6 protein-coding genes are annotated in these 16,603 nt (G+C 56.9%); 1 reads left to right on the forward strand and 5 read right to left on the reverse strand.

All coding sequences use genetic code 11. From position 1 onward, the window contains the following. Positions 1–8: 8 nt before the first annotated feature. Positions 9–6,716 carry a type I polyketide synthase gene (locus tag Pla52nx_RS16615; protein WP_146522585.1) on the reverse strand — a complete coding sequence of 2,236 codons (6,708 nt, stop codon included), beginning with the start codon at positions 6,714–6,716 and terminating at the stop codon, positions 9–11. A 196-nt stretch (positions 6,717–6,912) separates the two neighbouring features. After that, positions 6,913–8,070 carry an ABC transporter permease gene (locus Pla52nx_RS16620; RefSeq protein ID WP_146522584.1) on the reverse strand — a complete coding sequence of 386 codons (1,158 nt, stop codon included), beginning with the start codon at positions 8,068–8,070 and terminating at the stop codon, positions 6,913–6,915. 251 nt (positions 8,071–8,321) lie between these two features. Between Pla52nx_RS16620 and sppA the strand changes: the two genes are divergently transcribed. Continuing rightward, complete coding sequence (gene sppA / locus Pla52nx_RS16625; protein WP_146522583.1) at positions 8,322–9,461, forward strand: signal peptide peptidase SppA; 1,140 nt, start codon at positions 8,322–8,324, stop codon at positions 9,459–9,461. 213 nt (positions 9,462–9,674) lie between these two features. Here the strand turns inward: sppA and Pla52nx_RS16630 are convergent, their stop codons facing one another. The 3 genes from Pla52nx_RS16630 to Pla52nx_RS16640 all read right to left on the reverse strand — a co-directional run bounded on the left by Pla52nx_RS16630 (position 9,675) and on the right by Pla52nx_RS16640 (position 16,524). Further along, on the reverse strand, positions 9,675–11,834 hold the full coding sequence (locus tag Pla52nx_RS16630) for a hypothetical protein (protein ID WP_146522582.1): 2,160 nt from the start codon (positions 11,832–11,834) through the stop codon (positions 9,675–9,677). A 206-nt stretch (positions 11,835–12,040) separates the two neighbouring features. Further along, positions 12,041–12,433, reverse strand: a complete 393-nt coding sequence (locus Pla52nx_RS16635; protein WP_146522581.1) for a hypothetical protein — start codon at positions 12,431–12,433, stop codon at positions 12,041–12,043. Positions 12,434–13,176: 743 nt separating this feature from the next. Then, positions 13,177–16,524: a DEAD/DEAH box helicase gene (locus Pla52nx_RS16640; protein WP_146522580.1), complete on the reverse strand. Its 3,348-nt coding sequence runs from the start codon at positions 16,522–16,524 to the stop codon at positions 13,177–13,179. Positions 16,525–16,603 lie beyond the last annotated feature (79 nt).

The raw sequence follows: 16,603 nt of genomic DNA on the forward strand, positions 1-16,603 counted from the left end.
AGGTCGCACTATTCCAACATCTGCTTGAGCAGTTGATCGACCGCCGACTCTGACATGCCGGGCAACTGTTGCAGCAACAATCCGGCTTGGTCACCAGTGATGGGTTCCGGGAGGGTTTCGTTCATGGGAATTTTGCTCACGGGCGGCGATTTCTGCGACTCATCGTAGGAGCCGGGCGACTGCATGGTCAAGGATTCGATCTCGGTTGCCAATTGATCGATGCTGGGACAACGCATCAGCATCGCGATGGGCAAGCTGATCTCGATGCGACTTTCGATCCAGTTTCGCAATTCCACCGCCATCAGTGAATCGAGCCCCATCTCCACGAGCGGTCGATGCGATTCGACTTGGGAAAGTTCCATCCCGAGCAGACTCGCGGTCTTTGTGCACACAATCGCGCGGATCATCTCTCGCCTGTCCTCTGAGTCCGCTTCGCGAATCTGCTTGGCCGTCGCCAGCGTGTTGACGCCGCCGGAGACAAACTCGTTACGATGTTGCAGCAGATGAGCGAACCTTGGTGACGGGTCGGAGGTGATCCCCAGACCACGCCAAAGCGACCAGTCCATTTTCAGGACGCTCAATTGCAACGCTTCGTTCTGCATTGCGAACTGCAAGGCATCCGTTGCTTGTCGGACGGTGAAACTCAGCACGCCTTGGCGTTCCAGTCGTTGCCCCAGTTCGTCTCGTTGAGCAAGGTAGCCGACTTCGCCCAAATGTCCCCAGTTGATGACGAGTCCTGGCAAGCCGACCGCGCGACGATAATGCGTCAGCGAATCCAACAAAGCGTTCGCTGCGGAATAGTTGGCCTGTCCGGCATGACCGAAAACGCTTGAAAGCGACGAAAACAATACAAAGTGGTCCAACGAGCGATCCAACGACGCTTCGTGCATGTTCCAACCACCGATGACCTTTGGCCGCAAGACACGCGTCAGAGTTTCGCGATCCAGGTCGGCCAGCAAGCGGTCTTCTAACACCATCGCGGTGTGGAACATCCCCTTCAGTGGCGGCATGTGATCATCGATGTGCCGCAACACGGAGTCCACATCAGCACGACACGTGATGTCGGCCGGCAAGACCTTGACCTCGACGCCCATCGACTTCATCGATTCGACTTGCTTGGACACGTCCGCTGGCAGCTTTTTTCGTCGACCACTCAGCACAAGATGCCGGGCACCGCGTTGGGCCATCCATCGCGCGATTTGCAATCCGAATCCACCGGTCCCACCGGCAATCCAGTACGTTGCGTCGGCACGAAACTCCACCGGCGGTCGAGCGGAGGGATACAACGCGTCGGGTGGTGAGTCGAATCGCACGGTGACTTTACCGACATGCTTGGCTTGCTGCATGAACCGATACGCCTCACGCGTTTCTGCGACAGGGTATGCGATCGTGGGCAGCGGTTGTAATTCGTTGGACTCAAACCTCGGAACCAGGTCACGCAGCATGTCGCCCATTCGTTCCGGCTGGACCTTGAACAATTGATCCAAATCGATCGCGAACATGGCCAAGTTGTTTCGCATGGGCGCCAGTCCCAACGGCCGATCGGCGTAGATGTCACGCTTGCCGATCTCCAAAAAGCGTCCGCCGGTGTTGAGAATCGACAGTCCCTTCTCGATCGCTTCGCCGGGCAATGAGTTCAGAATCGCATCGACTCCGCGCCCACCGGTGATCGCCATTGTTTGCTGAGCGAAGGCAAGCGATCGTGAATCCATTGCATAGGATGCACCAGCGTCGAGAACGTACTGCCGCTTCTCTGCCGTACCGGCCGTTGCCAAAACCTCAACACCCGCTGCGAGCGCCAATTGAATCGCAGCCAAGCCGACACCGCCGCTGGCCGAGTGAATCAATACGCTCTCGCCTTTTCGCATCCGGGCGCATTCGTGCAACGCGTACTGAGCCGTCAAGAACGCGATCGGCAACGCCGCAGCTTGCTGAGCGGAAAGATTCTGGGGTTGCCGAGCGACCAGGGCCGCGTCCACGACGACTTTATCGGCAAACGATCCCGGGGCAATCGCGATGACTTGGTCACCCGGCTTCCACTGCGAGACATTCTGTCCGACGCGAGAGATTCGTCCGGCACACTCGGCACCCAAAGCGACCGGTCCATCCGGCAATCCGGGGTACAAATCCAGGGCTTTCATCACGTCGCTGAAATTCAGACCGGTCGCCTCGACAGCGATTTCGACTTGATCGTCCAGCAAAATCCTGCTCGGTTCGGTTTCATACCGAAGCTCTTCGATTGCGGCGGAGTTGCCTCGACGCAGGCGGTAGCTCCCATAATTCTTTGGTGTCGGCAACAACGGCTGACGAGCTTGCGGTACGAAGCGTCGAACAAAACGCTTTCCATCGCGATACATGATCTCGTCTTCGTCGTCGCCGCAGGCCACGATCTCGGCCAGTAGTTGGTCGACGGTTTGAATTGTGCGTGACGGCTTGATCACGTCAGCAAACGGAGCACTGCGGGTGACATCAACCAACTTGCAACGCAGACGCGAGCATTCGCTGATCATCACGCGTCCCATACCGATCAGCGGGGACTGCGCAACGGCGACTTGCTGGATGGTATCGTCGGGACTCTGTGCATCGGTCGTCACCAGGGTGAGGTTCGCCGCCGAACCGTCGTGAACCCGCTCCCATGCCTGAACCCAATGCGTCGGGGCCAGAGTCGTCAGCACGGTGCTACGTTCCAGTCGGGCAGGATTCAGATCGCTGTTCTCCGGAGCGTCGAGTCCCCAGAGAAAGACGATGTCAGTGGGCGGTTGCTCCATCTCGTCGAGGACCCTGGCAAAATCATCCAAATTCTCAGGATCGATGATGAAGGTCCGATCGTCGAGTCGGCGATACGACGTTCCATGCTGAATCTGGTACACATCGCCTAGTTGTCGAAGCGAACCGACCAAAGCCGCACCAAGCCCACCTCGGTCACTCAGCACGCACCAAAGTCGTTGCGTGTTGTCGGAACTAAGCGATTTGACCTCCGACGGCTGCCAAACGTAACGGTAAATCAAATCGATCGAATCGATCTTGTTGGGATCGGCTGTAACACTCGCTGGTCCGGAGACCCGTCGACTCTCAAACCCACGAATCGATACGCAGTGCTGACCGGATGCGTCGACGATGTCGATGTCCGCCAGCATCCGGTACGGATCTTTGCTCAAGATGCGTACGTGAGCAGTCAACATGCCGGCAACAGGTCGGTGAACAATGATTTTTTGAATCGTATTGGGCAGATACAGATCACTCAGCGTGTGATCAAACGCCGCGTCGGCGATGATCATCCCATGAAAACAACTGTCCAGTGCGGCCGGGTGCAACGCATATCCTGGATCAGATCCGCGGACCTTGATCGTCACGACCGCTTCGCCGTCCCGTCGATCCGCACCGACGACACAACGAAACTCCGGCCCGTACTGAAGCCCAAGGGAATCGCAGTACGCGTAGCAACGTTCCGCGGTCACGGACTCTTCGCAGCGTGCGATCGCCTGCGAAATCGATTCCACCGACCAATCCGAGGTCATCTCAGAATCAAGAATCTGCATCGGCAGCGTCGAGTCATCGCTCAGCGTGACATCCGCTATCGTCTGCCAAGTCGACTCGTCGGTCTCACTGGCGCTGAAGGTCAGCCGATTACGTTCGACGTCAAAACGAACATTCATTCGCTTGGCGTTCTCGTCATCGAGCAACAGCGGATGGTGCAATCGCAGTGACTCAAGGCACACTGCTGGCGAGTCCATTTGTTTGGCATCGAAATGTGCCGCGTCCTCGGCGATCTGCTTGCCAGCCGTATAAGCCATTTCAATGATGGCTGCGGCCGGTAAGACAATCTTTCCGCGAACCGCGTGATCGCGCAAGTAGCGTTGCAACCGCAAGTCGATACGGCCTTGCCATTGCGCGTTGCCGCTGTCGACGGAGTCTTGCAATAGCGGGTGGTAGTCTGCAACCGTTCGTGTGCTCAGCGACTCCAACGATTCCGACCACAGGCGTTGACGCTGAAAGGGATACTCGGGCAAGTCGAGTTTACGCGACGGCTTGTCGTTCAGCCGAGACCAATCCAAGTCCAAACCGATGCTATACAAACTCGCCAGCGAATCGGTCATGCACAGTAGGTCGTTGCGATCACGGTGTAGCGATGGAACCACGCGTACCTCGGCACCCGTGCGTTGATAACACTCCGTGATGGCAAACGAAAGCACTGGGTGGGGGCCGATTTCGACCGCGACCGCAAAGCCGAGTCCGCTTGCGACTCGCATCGCGTCGGCAAACAGGACGCTTTGGCGGACATTTTGCCACCAGTATTCGGCATCCAACCCGGTTCCGTCAAAAACATCCCCGGTCACCGTCGAGATCAACGGCGTGTGCGTGGGACTTGGTTGGATGTTGGCCAACGACCGGATCAGTTCGTCCCGGACCGGCATCATCTGAGGGCTGTGGAAAGCGTACTCGACTTTCAAGCGACGACAGAACACACCCGCCACGTTGAGTTTTTCGTCCAACGACGCAATCACCGATTCGTCACCCGAGATCGTGATCGATGTCGGCCCGTTGATCGCCGCGATCGAGACGTGATCCAAGCAGTCGCGAATCCATGGTCTGACTTCATCTGGCGAAAGCCCCACGGCGATCATCGCGCCGCGAGACGTTGCCAGATCCATAGTTCGACCGCGGTGGATCGCCACGCAACATGCGTCTTGGAAACTGAGACCGCCCGACAGGTGCGCCGCTGCAATCTCGCCCACGCTGTGACCGACGATGGCGGTGGGAACGATTCCCCAGTCACGCCACGTCTCCGCTACCGCGACTTGCAGCGCAAAGATGCACGGCTGCGCGATTCGCGTGGACTGCAATCGCGATTCGGTCTCGCGTTTCGACAATTCATCCAACAGCGACCAACGGACGTACTTGGCAAACTCCCGATCGCATCGCTCGATACAATCGCGAAACACTTTGTTATTCTCCAATAGCCCGCGACCCATCGCCCACCACTGGGGTCCTTGTCCGCTGCAAACAAACAGCACACCACGATCCAGCTGACTTTTGGATAACCGATGCTGTGAATGTTTATCGGGATCGGCCGCGATCTCACGAAGCTGAGCGGCCCACTGCTCTCGGGATTCGGCAACGACGCCGACGCGGTACTCCAGGTGGCTGCGTTGATGTGCAACCGCATCAGCGATCGCCGCGTCATCGACATCGCTCGGCAATTCGTCCAGCCAATCGGCATATCGGTCCGCGATCGCCGCAAGGGATTCCGCATCGCGAGCGGACAGAGGCAGCAGGTTGAGTGCCGGATGCTTGGAGATTGCGGATCGTTTCGTTGAGGAAATCGCGGTACTCGGTGCGACTTCATCGGGTGCTTGGCCGACCAAGACGTGCGCGTTCGCGCCCCCGTATCCAAAACCGTTCACTCCCGCCAAACGAGGCGTATCGCTTGCCGGCCACGGAGTCAGTGTGGTGGGGACACGCAGGTTCAATGATGCGAAATCGATTTGCGGATTCGCCGATTGAAAATGCAAATTCGGTGGAATCTGAGCGTTACGAATCGACAATGCGACTTTGATCAAGCTCGCGATTCCCGCTCCGGCTTCCAGGTGTCCGATGTTTGTTTTGACCGAACCGATCAGGCATGGCTCGCCGCGATTCTGTCCGCCGCGATTCTGTCCCACCACGGCCGCCAACGCGTTGGCTTCGATCGGGTCACCGACCGGCGTTCCGGTTCCATGAGCTTCCACGTATTGAATCGCAGCGGGATCGATATCCGCGATCTGGCAAGCTCGACGAACCAATGCTTGCTGGGCATCGCCGCTGGGCACTGTCATGCCTTGCGTGCGACCGTCTTGATTCAAGACACTGGCTCGGATCACTGCATGAATCTGATCGCCGTCGCGTTGGGCGTCCGACAACCGTTTCAACATCACCATCCCGGCGCCTTCGCTGCGAACGTATCCGTTTGCTCGGGCGTCGAACGTTTTGCAACGTCCGTCCGGCGACAGCACGCCGAGTTGGCTGAAGGCCACATAAAAGTCAGGCAACAGCAACGCGTTCACGCCACCGGCAAAAGCGACACTGGTATCGCAACGCTGCAAGGACTCGCACGCCATGTGAACGGCGACGAGGGAAGACGAGCACGCAGTGTCAACCGCGACGCTGGGACCGCGCAAGTCGAAACAGTACGAAATCCGATTCGCTGCGATACTGCTGCTGCCGCCCGTGTTGCTGTAGGGACCGATCACGCCGCGATCCTGGTAGCTCAATCCGGCGACCGCGTAGTCAAAACTGGAGATCCCGACGTAAACACCTGCTGCGGTGCCGGCCAGACTTTCGATCGGGTGACCGGCGTTCTCGACGCAGCGCCACGCGACTTCCAGCAACATCCTTTGCTGTGGGTCCATCGCGGCCGCTTCACGTGGCGAGATCCCAAACAATTTCGCGTCGAACTGATCGATGTCAGAGACGTATCCGCCCCACTGGCTCTGAGTCTTTCCAGGGGCGACGGGGCCAGGTGCGTAGAATTTTTGCAAACTCCATCGCGTCTCTGGCGTTTTCTGGATCGCGTCACGCCCATTGCTCAGCAATTCCCAGTAAGCATCCGGATTGTCCACGCCGCCTGGCAGTCGACAACCCATCCCGATGATCGCGATCGGTTCATAACGTACTGCTGCGGCGTCACCGTGACGCGCATTGCGGTGATTCGATGGTGGAGGGGATGAGGCTGCCACGGTGTCGGTCTTCAGGATTAGGGGGGAGGTATGCGGGGGAAACGCTCCATTGAACTGACTTCAAAGAGCCCGCGGGGGCGAAAAGCAATTGCATGCATTCCGCCTCAAACTCACCTCGGTCGTTTTATTGTCCGGAATCAGTTCCGATTAGGCAAACGACAGAACACCGATAATCTTCCCAACAAACACGGCCGGTTTACCAAGGACGAAACGCTTCCGTCGGCATCATCCGGCTGGCCCGTCTGGCTGGCAGGATTGCACCCAACAGCCCGATCGTCAGGCCCAACACGGCTCCCTGTAGCAGTACCGGCAGATCGATCACCGGCGTCAGGATCCCGCGAACGGACGGTGAAAGCGATAAAATCCAGGTCAAAAGAATCGCCAACAGGCTGCCCAGTACGACGGAAACAATCGCCAATACCAACGACTCCAACAGAATCATCCACGTCACCCTACGGCTCGGCCAGCCTACCGCCCGTAGTATCCCAATCTCTCGCGTCCGCTCCATCACGCTGGTCATCATCGTGTTGAGTGTTCCGATCGCACCGATCACCACGGCAATCATGGACGTCATCCAAGCCATCGCGCCGGCGATCTGCATCCGAGTGTCGGTCTGCACGAACTCGTCAGTGGTCAAAGCCAACAATCTGCGATCCAACTGCTGGATTTCCTCGGAGATCTGTTTCGCTGACTCCACCGTCGCGTCGGAGCGCAGCACGACGTTGATGTAAGTGACTTGGCCGTTCCTGTCGGTCAACAATTGCAGCTGCTCCAGTGGCATGATCATCGAGCCGTTCTCCCAAGCACTGCTGCTCTCAAAAATTCCCGCGACCAAATACGGCTCCTCAAAAAGCGAGACCGATCCGCCGATCCCCACGCCGAGACGATCGGCCAAGTTCACCCCCAAGGACACTTGCGCTTGATCGGCAACCGAACTCGCTGATTCAGGATTCTCTGACTCAGCATTCTCTGCTCGCTCACGCCAACGGTAATCGTCTCGCAGCCAACTATCGGTGCGAATCCCCATCGTCGGGATCCCATAAACTCCTTGCTCCTCAAACGACAACGTCTCCAGCAAAACCCCAGCCGCGTTGTCTACTCCGGGGATCGCTCGAATCTTTTCCTCAAACGCTTCGTCGACACTGCTGCTGAGACGATCCGCTGACCCCTGCCGTGAAACCACGATGTCGACGCTGTGGGATTCATAGACACCCGAAAATGACTTCGTGAAACCGCGAGCGATCCCAATCAGAGCGACCACGGCGGCGATGGCGGCGGAGAACGCTAGCAACGTCAGACTAGTACGAAGTGGCCTGCGAGTCAGATTTTTGAGCACGAGTGATGAAAAACGCATCCTTGACGCCAGATCGAGCTTGCATTGATTCAGAAAAACCGGCAAAAGCACCGTAAGCATGGCCCCCCCGTCGGTCCCTTGCAACCACAGGTTCCTGAACCTCGATCACGTTTGGGAATTGGTGGCACGTTTTCGACTTGGAAAGTCGAACGACAATCGCGAAACATAGTCGCTCGACTTTCCAAGTCGATAGCGCGCAACACCGAACAAGCCAACCACAGTCCAAGACACACCAACCAAGCGACAATCGAATGAGCCGACCGGCTGATTCACGACCGAAACAGCAACCCGTCACGTCCCTACTTTTTGTCACGGCGGTGCTTCTGTTCACCTTTGTCGGCTGCGGTCGTCGAACCCTGATGCACCGAGGCGAGATGACCGTCGGTGGCAAGATGGGAGTCAGTGGCGATGTCGGTTTCTCCGGCGACGTCAACATGAACGGTGACATCAACACCACAATGAGCATGATCACCAACAACACGGCATCGCGGCTCGCCCCTGTGTTGGTTTCCGGATCGACGCAAAGCGGCACGCAAGCCAAAGTGGCTGTCATTGATGTCGATGGTCTGCTGCTGGACAAAAACATCAGCGGGTTTGGCTCGATGGGTGAGAACCCCGTCGCGTTGTTCCGAGAAAAGCTCGACGCGGTGCGAGAGGATGCGAACGTCACTGCCTTGGTGTTACGTATCAACTCGCCCGGTGGCGGCGTGACCGCATCGGACATGATGTGCCACGAACTGGAAAAGCTGAAGACCGAACGCAAGATGCCTGTGGTCGCGTGTTTGATGGACACCGGAACCGGTGGCGCGTATTACTTGGCCAGCCATTGCGATCAAGTCATCTCGCATCCGACGACTATCGTTGGCGGAATCGGCGTGATTTTGAATGTGTACAATCTCGAAGACACGATGGGTTCGTTCAACATCTTGTCCACTCCCGTTAAATCTGGTGAGCAGATCGATGCTGGCACGCCCGAACGGACAATGGCTGACGAGGAGTTGGAGATGTTGCAGGCGATCGCCGACTCGTTTCATCTTCGTTTCACCGATCACATCGCCCGCGTCCGCAGCAAAGCAACCGATGCGAAGTCGTGGTCCGAAGGCCAAGTGTTCTCGGGGCAACGAGCTGTTGAACTGGGCTTGGTCGATCGCGTCGGATATCTCGATGACGCGATCGAATTGGCGCAGCAAATGTCGGGAGCGACCAGCGATTCTGGAGTGGTCATGTACCGCAGAGACAACGACCGAGCGTACACACCGTTGGATGTGACTCCCAATCAACCCACGATGTCGTCTTTGTTACCGATCAAGATGCCCGGGTTGGATCGCAGCAGCATGCCAACGTTCCTGTACCTTTGGCAACCCGAACCAAGCATGTCATCGGGCATCTGAACACATCCATCGTTTGTCAGCATCTTGTTAAACGCTCGATTTCCGACCCTCCCAACTGCGTCGGGAGGGTGACGTAGGTGGCTCTCCAGCAACATCTTAAAAACTGCACGACCTCTTTCTTGGGGGAGGTGCCAGTGGACAAGCAACGGCTCAATGAATAACGCCGAGCAGTCGAGTTAACACCTAGGACTGAACAGGCCAGGGAGAGTTTAGCTACTCGGGGACGGTTCGGACGAGAGTCTCTTGCTGACTCTTTTCCGTGACGGTGACGCTACCCAGCCAGTGTGGCTTGTTTTGCTGCGGTTTGCTGGTTGAGAGATTGACCTCCGCACCGATCGGCAGACCCTGCAATTGGTAATATCCTTGGTCATCCGTCGTCACACTAAATCGTTTCCACTCGAATCGTGTCGATAGTGGCATCAAGGGATCTTGATCACGCTCCTGCGCGACTTCGACAGAAACGACTGCCAACACCGAGCGGTTAGATGCCGGCTGATTCTCGGCAGTGACCAACCTGCCACGAAAATCGATCGTCGGTTTCATCGTCAAGCGAAGCAATCGTCTTGGGTTGTCGGCGGTGACGATGCCGCCCAGTTTGCCGTCGTCCGTCACCGCAATAGCGCCAACTCGTGAGCCCATGGTCGTGAACGAAAAAACTCCATTGTCACGCGGCGAAACCTTCTCCGTTCCCTGAACTTTGCCATCCACCGATCCAGCGAGAACCGAGACACTTGAAAAATCAAACTCCTTGTTGTCGCCTTTTACCACGATTCCTAAAACAGTTCTCGGCTCGTCAAACTCTCGATGGATATGCAGCAGGCTCGGCTGGCCTTGCACCACATCTATCTTTTCCTCAACGGACCAAGCAGGTGTATGGATGCTGACCTCCAATTTCTTACCGGGTTCGACTAGAGCGATCGCTTTTCCGTCTTCGTCCGTTGTCGCCCAGGAATCTCGCGAGCCGATACCATTCTTCGTCTCGTCATTCTCTAGCCAAGTGAATACATGAGACTGACGCAGATACAAGAGCTGATCAGCAATGGGTCGTTTCGATTCACCAGCCGTGACTTGTATCGTCACGGGCGACGCTTTCAGAAACTTGAGATTGACCGCGTCGCCCAACGCTCCGTCATCTCGAATGGGAATCACGTCGATCATTTCGCTGACAAACGCGGCATCGTTGACGCAGACGCAATAGGTTTTGCCCGGCAATACTTCTGCGTAGAAGCGTCCATCCTGGTCGGTAACAGCAGCTGCTACGTCGCTCCGTCGTTCCTGTTCACCTTGGAAACTCCTCAATTGAACGAGAAAACCAGCTTTTGATCCCATGGCACGAGCGATCGTTCCAGACATCCGCTTTCTCGCTGTTCGGGGTTTCACTTGCGTCACAAAGAGGTCATCTTCCCACCGGCTCTTGCCGTCTTGAACCCATCTCGCGTCGTCAATGTCGACGTAACAGTGGACTTCCTGCCAATCAGGAAACCAATCGAAAAAAGCAACGCCGCGATCATCGGTTACCATCGTGGATTGTTCTAGCGTTCCCAAATAGTTGTAGTGTGGCGGTGGAGTGGCGATCTGCAATTGCATGGACACCCCAGCCAGCGGTTCTCCATCTCCATCGACGACATGGAATGCTTGTCGGCGGCAATGGTGCAACTGCACGACATGTGCATCCGCCGCAGGGTCACGAACGGGCCCTCGAGAAAACTGGTAGCCTCCGATTCGCCGGTCATCGGTCCAAGCCGTGATGGCACTGAGTTTCTCGCTGGGTAAGAGATCAAACCGTGCCTTGCCCTGCTGATCGGACAGACTTGTCAATTGGTAGCCACTCTCCAGTACAACTTTGACATGCGTCCCTGCAACGGGGACATCATTGTGTATCACCTCCAGAGTCACGGTCCGATTGCAATGTTGCAGCGTGATTATTTTCCCTTCGATCGCTGCCTCACGCACCGCGAAACGGTTGATCAGCATGCCATTGCGTTGCGACTTGTCATCTGAAACCGCCATCAAACTCACCCCGTACCAATCGTCTCGATGCGCTGGCAGCCAAACTTCAAACTGGCTGCCAGTCATCGTCACGGGAATGGTCTCAGGCAAATTCTTTGTCAACATGGCTGTGACGGTAGCAGAAACCGCCGGCTCGCCCGAAGGCAGCAGTACAACACCTCGCAATCGAATCTCAAGGTTCTCGCCGTCTCCACGAATCCATTCCTCAGTGGACTCGACGGTGGGACTGTCCTTTCCGGGTATGACACTCGAATTAAGTGGCGGTATATCCGATGCCGTCGAGGTGTCAGATGAAGACAATAAGATCAGCGTGACCAGCAGCATGCCCAAATACAGTCGAACTCCGGAGATCGTGATGTGCATGGCTGTCTCAAACGCAGAAGGGATCTCGGACGAAAGTAGTTTGGCCCACTGTATTGTCGATCAACGCCTGCGTCAAATCTTTGCGATGTCAACGCCACCGTCGCTCGATACTGCAGATCGAAAGTGTGCTATGTAACGTGCGATAATAAAGCGTCTTTTGTGCCCCTCAGTCCAAAGTCAAACAGACGACGAGTGTTCATTGGACCCTATCGAGCTCTACGCGGGTGATGCGTCGACAAATTTGCTGCGACATCGCTGCCCGCGAGAACGGCGACCGTGCGGTCGATCCCTGCTTTCATCAACAGACGACGTACGCCGACCATCAACGCGTGCCACATCTGGATCGTCTCCGGCGTTGGGACACAAACGGCATCGTCGGCGCCAAATCCTCGTTCACTGACGGTGATGCTCGGCGGCAGATGCAACAAGGCTTCCAGCATCAAGTGTTGGCGGCACTCGTTTTCCGTCAGTCCCGGATCGTCGTAAATCCAAAGGTGGGGCGACAGTGCTCGATCGATCGCAGCCAGGGCTGCTTGCTGTGGAGAATCGCCATCAAGAACCAAGTCAACCGGACCACATTGAACGTAAAACTTTGCCATCGGATTGTCTCTTCCGTGAAAGAACTCTGGAGCGGAAAAGCAAGGCGGTGAACCTCACTGCCTTGCGACAGTGAGAGTTATCGCAGGCCTAGGGACACGTCTGGTCCAAGGGGAAAAACACTGATCTTCAGCGTAGTGGATCTTGTTAAAGATCCTGTAGCGGTGGGATCTTTGGCAAGATCCACCACGGCAAACCCTAGCTTCTAGCTGTCCCAGACCACTAGGCGCGGATTATTCACGCGACTCCCTACAGTCTCCGCAACACGTTTGCGTGAAACGGTTTGCGCGGATTGGCACGAAAACAGTCTGCGCACATCAGCCGCCACGCGATAGCGTCCGGTTCTTGCACCTAGACTCGGAAACCGGACGCTATCGCGTGCCGGCTAATGAATAATCCGGGCTAGTGTCTCACTTGGTTGTGCCCTCGGCTCTTGTCCAATGCCTTGCATTCTTGCCGCTCCCGACGCTAGTGGCCTGTTGATTTAATCGAAATTGGGAACGCAAGGGTGAGCCGTGGGCCGTAAGGCACCGGGCAATGCGGTAGGCCCGGCCGCTTACGCGTCGCGGCTCACTAAGTCAACAGTCCGCTAGGCTGGGAGACTTCTGGGGAGACGCGATTGCTCAGGTGAACGTTGTCGCTTGTCGAGACGTTTGGCGGGGCACGCTATCGACTTGGAAAGTCGAGCGACAATGAACGCACGCTATCGAGTTGGAAAGTCGAGCGACGATTCAACGATCTCGGCTTACCCCGCGACAACGCCTTCCTTGATCAACCGGATCAGATCTTCCGTTTCCATCTTGGCGGCGCGATCGGTGCCGTCCAAGACGCCCGCGACCAGTTCGCGTTTGTCGGCATGCATTTCCAGGATCTGCTCTTCGATGGTTCCCGATGCAACCAATCGGTACACCGTCACAGGGCGTTCTTGACCGATGCGGTGCGCACGGTCCGTCGCTTGATCTTCCACCGCCGGGTTCCACCAGGGGTCCAGGTGGATGACGTAGTCGGCGGCGGTCAAGTTCAAACCTGTTCCACCGGCCTTGAGTGAAATCAAGAACAACTCACCTTCGCCATCCTGAAACGCGTCCACGCGTCGCTGACGTTCTCTAGCAGGCGTGGCTCCGTCCAAGTATTGATAGGTGACACCGGCCGCGTCGAGTGACTCACGGATGACGGTCAAGTGTTTGACAAACTGGCTGAAGATCAACGCACGGTGGTCGCCTTCACGCAGCTCCTGGACAAGATTGAGCAACAATTCCAACTTGGCACTGTTCTTCTTCCAACGCGGATCGACCAAGCGTGGGTGACACGCCAGTTGTCGCAATTTGGTGAGCCACGCGAGCGTTCTCATGCGATGCTCACCCGTTTTGGACGGGTCATCTGCGCCGCTGAGTTCCGCAAGTGCCGCAAGCCGTGCGTCGTCATACAACTTGCGTTCCGCAACACTGAGTTCGGCTTGCAAAGTGATCTCGGTGCGCGGGGGCAATTCGCTGAGTACCTTTTCCTTGGTTCGACGCAAAATGAAGGGACGCATCAAATGCGCCAGCGATGCTCGCCGCTCACCGTCCTTGTGTCGCTCGATCGGATCAGCAAATCGTGTGCGGAATCGTTCCCAGGACCCGAGCAGCCCGGGGCTGAGTGTACGAAAGAGACTCCACAGTTCGCCCAAATGGTTTTCCAGTGGCGTGCCCGACAAAGCGATTCGCCAATCCGCATCCAAACTGCGGATCGCACGAGACGTCTTCGTTTGAGCGTTCTTGATGTACTGAGCTTCGTCCAACACCAACGTGTTCCATTCACGCTTGGCAAACCTTTCGGCGTCACGTTGCACCAGTTGGTAGCTGGCAATGACCAAGTCGCCAGGTCCAGCCGCTTCGATCAATTTCTCTCGGTCGCTGTCTCGATAGAGCAGCGGACGCAGGGTTGGCGCGAAACGCTCGGTCTCGCGAACCCAATTGTCTCCCACGCTGGTCGGGGCGATCACGAGAGCCGGACCGTCCGCCGAACGTGTCAGCAACACGCCGAGCGCCTGCACGGTCTTGCCCAGACCCATGTCGTCCGCCAAAACAGCACCGACGCCCCATTGGCTCAATCGCGACAGCCATTGGAAACCATCGAGTTGGTAATCGCGAAAATCCACGTCCAACGCGGATGGCTTTTCTGGTGTCCAATCTGCCAGCGACTCCAGCTTGGCGATCGTCTCCTGCCATCGGGCCGTGGTTTCCAAAGTAACATCGTCGCCGATCAGTTCGGCGATTGCGGGAACGGCAGCATCTGCAACGCGAAAACTGCCCCGTTCGTTGACCAACGTGTCGCCCAATTGCTCCAACCTGCGACGAAACGCGTCGCTGATCTTGGCAAACTCGCGATCGCCGACACGAACGAGCGAGCGGCGTTCTTGCACAGCGGCCAACAAATCTGCGAGCTTGATTTCTTGACCGTCCAGCGAAACGGTGCCGGAGATCCCGAACCAGTCCTTGCGATCCTCGATTTGGACGCGCAGCGCCGACGGTGTGATTTCTCCGCGGACCTTGATCGTCTCTCCTTCGGGCCAAATGATCTGCGGCGCGTCTTCTCCTGCTTCGTATAGCTTCGTCAACAGATTCAGCGCCGTTTCGTCGGTCTCGGCTGTCCACTTCCACGCTTGATCCTCGGACAACTGATCGAGCCCAAAGCGTCGAACGATCGCGTTGGCTTTTTCACGCTCGTCCACGAGATTGCGTCGTAGTCGAACGGGCCCATCGTCACCCAAACAAGGAACGATCTTGGGTTCCTCGGCCGGTACCTGTGTTTTGGGAAAACGCGGCTCGTGCGCGCTGAGTGTGACCACCATTCCAGCGCCCGGACGCGGTCGCATCTCGAAAACCAACTCGGTTTCGGCAGCGACAATCGGTCCGGCCAGTTGATCCGGCAGATCAACTCGGACCAGCGATCCCAAGCGTGGCAGACCCATGGTCATTCTCGCTGCGGTATCGCTATCCAACAGGACTTCGGATAAATCACTTTGCAGCAAGAACTTGATCACACGCGTGGCTCGCGGATCCCGCAACTCGCACAACGCGATCCGGTTACGCTTGGTATCGATCGCCAAAACGACCGGTTCGATCGGACCGGCCTTGCCAAGCAAGAACGTATTGCTGCCGCCCTGGAGTTCCATGCCGGGAATCGACAGGACCGGACGAAATTGAGTGTCGGGCGTGGTGCCTGGCTCCTCGTCTGCTGCAACATTGACGGGTTGCAACATCAATGAAATCTCCCCGCGGCAAACATCAACCGGCCGTCGATCGTTGTCATCCCAAACAACGTTGGGGTGTCCTGCAAGTTTTCTCAGTGCGCGAAAAACATGAAAGTGCTCGCCTTCCACGTTGTACGACGGGTGAGCAACCAACATCGCGATCTCTGCGTCGATCGGCGAATCGGAAAAGTCTCGATCCAGCAAATCGTAGCTTTGAATCTCACGACCTTTCGTCCACCCCGCGCCCGTTTTTCGCGGACGTTGCTCGTAAGCGGTGATCGTCAGCGGACCGTAATAGTTGGACTGATTCAAGCGAATTCGCCATTGAATCCGTGAAACATTTTCCGGCTGCGTCTCAGCGGCTTGATCGGCAAATGACAGAAGTCGATCCACCATTTCACGCCCCGCGGCAACCGTGTCGACCTTCAGCTCACCGAGAAACTCAAAAATCTCTGTCACGCTGCGGCGCGCCAACTGCTCCTGCAACCACCAAGACGTTGCCAACGTATGACTACAGCGCGTTACACCCGGCTGCAAAAAATCTTCGCATTGGCAAGTCGGGCACGCTTCCAGCGAAAAACTCAGCTCCGACAATTCATCGATACTGCTGGTCAACTCGGTGTCTTCGTCGTCGTGGTCGTAGATGTCCAGGGTGACGATCGAGGGTGGCTGTCGATTGGCTCGGACGCGGAATTCAAACCGCAGCGATCCATCGATCTGGGAAAACCGCGGCGGTTCCACCCGCATCATCGCGGCCCGTTTGTCCAACGTCTGATCGTGCGAGTCCACCAGCCGCTGCGCTGCTTCGGTCATCAACAGCCCGAATGCACCCGCAGTGTTTTCCGTCGATAAATCCATGCGCTCCGTGTTCCTCTCGATGTGGGGCCGCCGACAATTGGCCAATCCGCTATTCTACCGATGGATTTGGTTTTCGCGA

Origin of the sequence: Stieleria varia (genome assembly GCF_038443385.1) — a bacterium.
GTDB classification, from domain to species: Bacteria; Planctomycetota; Planctomycetia; order Pirellulales; family Pirellulaceae; genus Stieleria; species Stieleria varia.

Coding starts and splice junctions, on each gene's coding strand:
- Pla52nx_RS16630 (WP_146522582.1), bottom strand. CDS start 11,834: ATGCACATCACGATCTCCGGAGTTCGACTGTATTTGGGCATGCTGCTG.
- Pla52nx_RS16620 (WP_146522584.1), bottom strand. CDS start 8,070: ATGCGTTTTTCATCACTCGTGCTCAAAAATCTGACTCGCAGGCCACTT.
- sppA (WP_146522583.1), top strand. CDS start 8,322: ATGAGCCGACCGGCTGATTCACGACCGAAACAGCAACCCGTCACGTCC.
- Pla52nx_RS16640 (WP_146522580.1), bottom strand. CDS start 16,524: ATGGATTTATCGACGGAAAACACTGCGGGTGCATTCGGGCTGTTGATG.
- Pla52nx_RS16635 (WP_146522581.1), bottom strand. CDS start 12,433: ATGGCAAAGTTTTACGTTCAATGTGGTCCGGTTGACTTGGTTCTTGAT.